Raw genomic sequence first — 2,914 nt, 5'->3', positions numbered from 1 at the left:
GACCGTCCCCCAGGCCATGCCAACCCAGCATGACCACGTACGCGGAAACGGGGACTCGGTGGGCGGTGTCACGATCGCCAGCGTTCGGCACGTAGCTCCTCCTCATGAGAGGTGGACGAGTCGAGAAGCTTCTGTCTCTCAAGGAGTAGAGCACGGGGATGGCTCACGTTCGATCGGATCGATGGCGGGTGGCACAGGTTCGCTGTCTGGCTTGTCTTGCCCAGGTCCGCCTTACGACGTGAGAAGCCGGGGTGGCGCGGCGAGCAGCTCGTCGTGCTGGCCGGTGGTGGGCGGGGCCAGGACTAGCGAGGTGGGTTGGCTGGCGAGCTGCGGTGGGGTGAGTTCGGGTAGGGCCTTGTAGAGGGTGCTGCGGGAGACGCCGAGCAGTTTGGCGATGGAGGACATGGAGCGGTTGGGCTCGGCGAGCAACTGGAGCGCGTACGCGACCTTTTCCGGGGTCATGGCTGGCGGTCGGCCGAGGCGTTGCCCGCGGGCGCGAGCGGCGGCGAGGCCCTCGTTGGTGTTGGCCACGATGATGGTGCGTAGGAACTCGGCCAGCGCGGCGAAGACGTGGAAGACGAACATCCCGCCTGCGGTGGTGGTGTCGAGCTTCTCGTGCAGGGACTGGAAGCCGACGTCGTGGCGCTTGAGCCGGCCGACGATGCCGATCAGGTCTTCCAGCGAGCGGCCGAGCCGGTCGAGCGAGACGACGGTGAGCACGTCGCCGGGCCGGATGTACTCGAACATCCTGGCCAGCTCGGGCCGGTCGGTGTTCTTGCCGGAGGCCTTGTCGAAGAAGCACTTGGCGCAGCCGGCCGCAGTCAGTGCGGTTTGCTGTCGGGCGAGATTCTGTTCGCGGGTGGAGACCCGCCCGTAGCCGACGAGCACGCCTGCGAGCGGCGTCGGGGCGAGGGGATCATTCTCGGCGGGCATGGGGGTGACGGTCACGCCGTCCAGACTGCCCAAGAAACCAGTCATCGTATTGTTGGACACGCCGATTTCTCGGACGGGTTTTTCGGACACGATCTGCCCGCCCCGACGAACATCTTGATCTTGTCCGGAAAACGATCGATTCCCGGACAGCGCCCCGACCACGTCGGCAACGAGACGCCCCGCGCGCTCGCCACGGCGGGGCATCGAGACCCGTCGCCCCTACCCTTACACTCTGCGCTCATGAGATTTCGGACTGTTGCCGCCAGCGGGGCGCTCGCGGCGATGCTGGGCGCAACCGGGTGTGGCCACGCCTCGTACGACGAGCGCATGCAGTACCTCGACAAGGTGTCCCAGCAGGGCATCGACTACCGGGTCAAGCTCTACGAGCAGAAGACGGCGCCCTCGAAGGACGCTTGCGCGATCGGCTACGAGCTGCTCGACCAGTCGCCGCCACGTGACGACGAAATGGGCTCAACCGCGAAGTGGCGCGACCGGGTCGAAGAGGCATTCATCAAGAGCTGCATGACCGGCGAACTCAAGCCCAAGCCCGACGTCGACGGCGTCGACGCCGTCACTGCGGTGCCCGTCACCGCGCCCCCTACGGCCCCCAGCGCCTCGGCATCCCCAGCCACCTGACCGCGCAGCGAACCAGCATCTCCTCACCACCGACATGACGAGCGGTCCGAATCTCCTTCGGGCCGCTCGTCATCACTCGACAGCCGGGGCGATTACGCGGAATCACCACGGTCGGTCCAGGTCAGCACTCCCCCGTCAGGTCGGCCACGTACTCGAGCGCCGCGTTGCCGTCAGCGCGGATGGTCCAGCCGTGGCAGACCACGCCGACGTCGGCCAGCACGGTGGTGGCCCACTGGCACGCCTCGTCGACGCTGGCGGCAGGCAGCGCGTCATGGTCGGCGTGGGGCTTGTCGTCGGCCAGGAGCAGCCACGCGTCGTCGTCCGGGTCGTGCACCAGCCGCCACTCCCCCACCGGGCCCGTCCCGGCCGCCGCTGCGGTGGGATCGCCGGCGTGCACCGCGAGGTACGCCGGCCGGCCGGGCAGCAACTGCCCGTCGGCCCAGCCGGTGACCTCAATCCGGTACCGCTCGGCCAACACCTCAGCCGCCCATGCCTGGGCGCCGTCGACGTCGTCGGGGTCGGTGAGGTGCTCCGCGCACGCAGCCGGCTTGTCGACCTCCAGGTCGTAAAACAGCAGCCAGCAGCAGGCGTCCTCGGCGTCGTAGGCCAGCGACACCCGCGCCGGCACCTCCGCGTCGACCTGGTCGACGGCGGTCTCGCCGGCGGCCGGCTCGATGGCGGCTAGGCGGGCCTGCTCCCACTCGGTCGGGGTGTAGCCGGCCTCCTCGACGAGGCGGTCCAGCCACTCCTTGTCCCCCTCGTTCCAGGACCGGTAGGTAGCCCGAGCCTGCACCTCGCGGCGGGCGATGCCGAGTGCGTGAGCGGCGTGCACCCGGGTCGGCCAGTCCGCTCGACGGACGTCCTCCCACCACCTGTAGTTGGGCAGCGCTGGGTCCGGGCCGACGCCAGCAGCGACCAGCCACCGGTGGGCGAGCTGGGCGCACTCATTGCCCGGCGCCCACAACCAGGCGTCGACAATGTCCGCCGCCGACTTCGGCACCTTCGGCGCCCGGGCGGCCAGCACGGCCGCAGCCTCCGACCGGGCGGTCATGGCCCTCCGACGCTCCCGGTCGTCGGTGATCCGCTGCTGCTCGGCGGGGCTGCGGTTGTCCGCGGCTTTCGGTTTCCGGCCCGTCGAGTAGTAGGTGACCGCGCCCCACGAGTCGACACCTGCGGCTAGCTCGCCGGCCTTGCGGGCGGCGGTGATCGCCTTCTCTCCGGTCAGGCGGCGCGGCCAGTAGTCGTTGCCGAACTGCTTGATCGGATCGATAACCGGGGTGCCCTCAGCGGCCAATTTCTTGCCGGCCGCGTCGATCGCCGTTTGACGTTCCCGGATCCGCTGGAC

Annotated in this window: 3 protein-coding genes; 1 reads left to right on the top strand and 2 read right to left on the bottom strand. The window is 69.3% G+C overall.

The window, feature by feature from the left end; genetic code table 11:
* Window positions 1–231 precede the first annotated feature (231 nt).
* A complete protein-coding gene (locus tag AB0E94_RS52615; protein ID WP_360344456.1) occupies window positions 232–978 on the bottom strand; it encodes a recombinase family protein in 747 nt (248 codons plus the stop codon).
* A 195-nt stretch (window positions 979–1,173) separates the two neighbouring features.
* Here AB0E94_RS52615 and AB0E94_RS52610 point away from each other — a divergent pair, with 195 nt between their 5' ends.
* Window positions 1,174–1,569: a hypothetical protein gene (locus tag AB0E94_RS52610; RefSeq protein ID WP_350823549.1), complete on the top strand. Its 396-nt coding sequence runs from the start codon at window positions 1,174–1,176 to the stop codon at window positions 1,567–1,569.
* Between the two features lie 121 nt (window positions 1,570–1,690).
* Here AB0E94_RS52610 and AB0E94_RS52605 read toward each other — a convergent pair.
* The coding region (locus tag AB0E94_RS52605) for a hypothetical protein (protein ID WP_360344453.1) at window positions 1,691–2,914 on the bottom strand (1,224 nt) is incomplete at its 5' end.

The sequence above is a fragment of the Actinoplanes sp. NPDC026670 genome (genome assembly GCF_040638175.1).
Taxonomy (GTDB): Bacteria; Actinomycetota; Actinomycetes; order Mycobacteriales; family Micromonosporaceae; genus Actinoplanes.
This window is presented reverse-complemented; position numbering and strand designations above follow the sequence as displayed.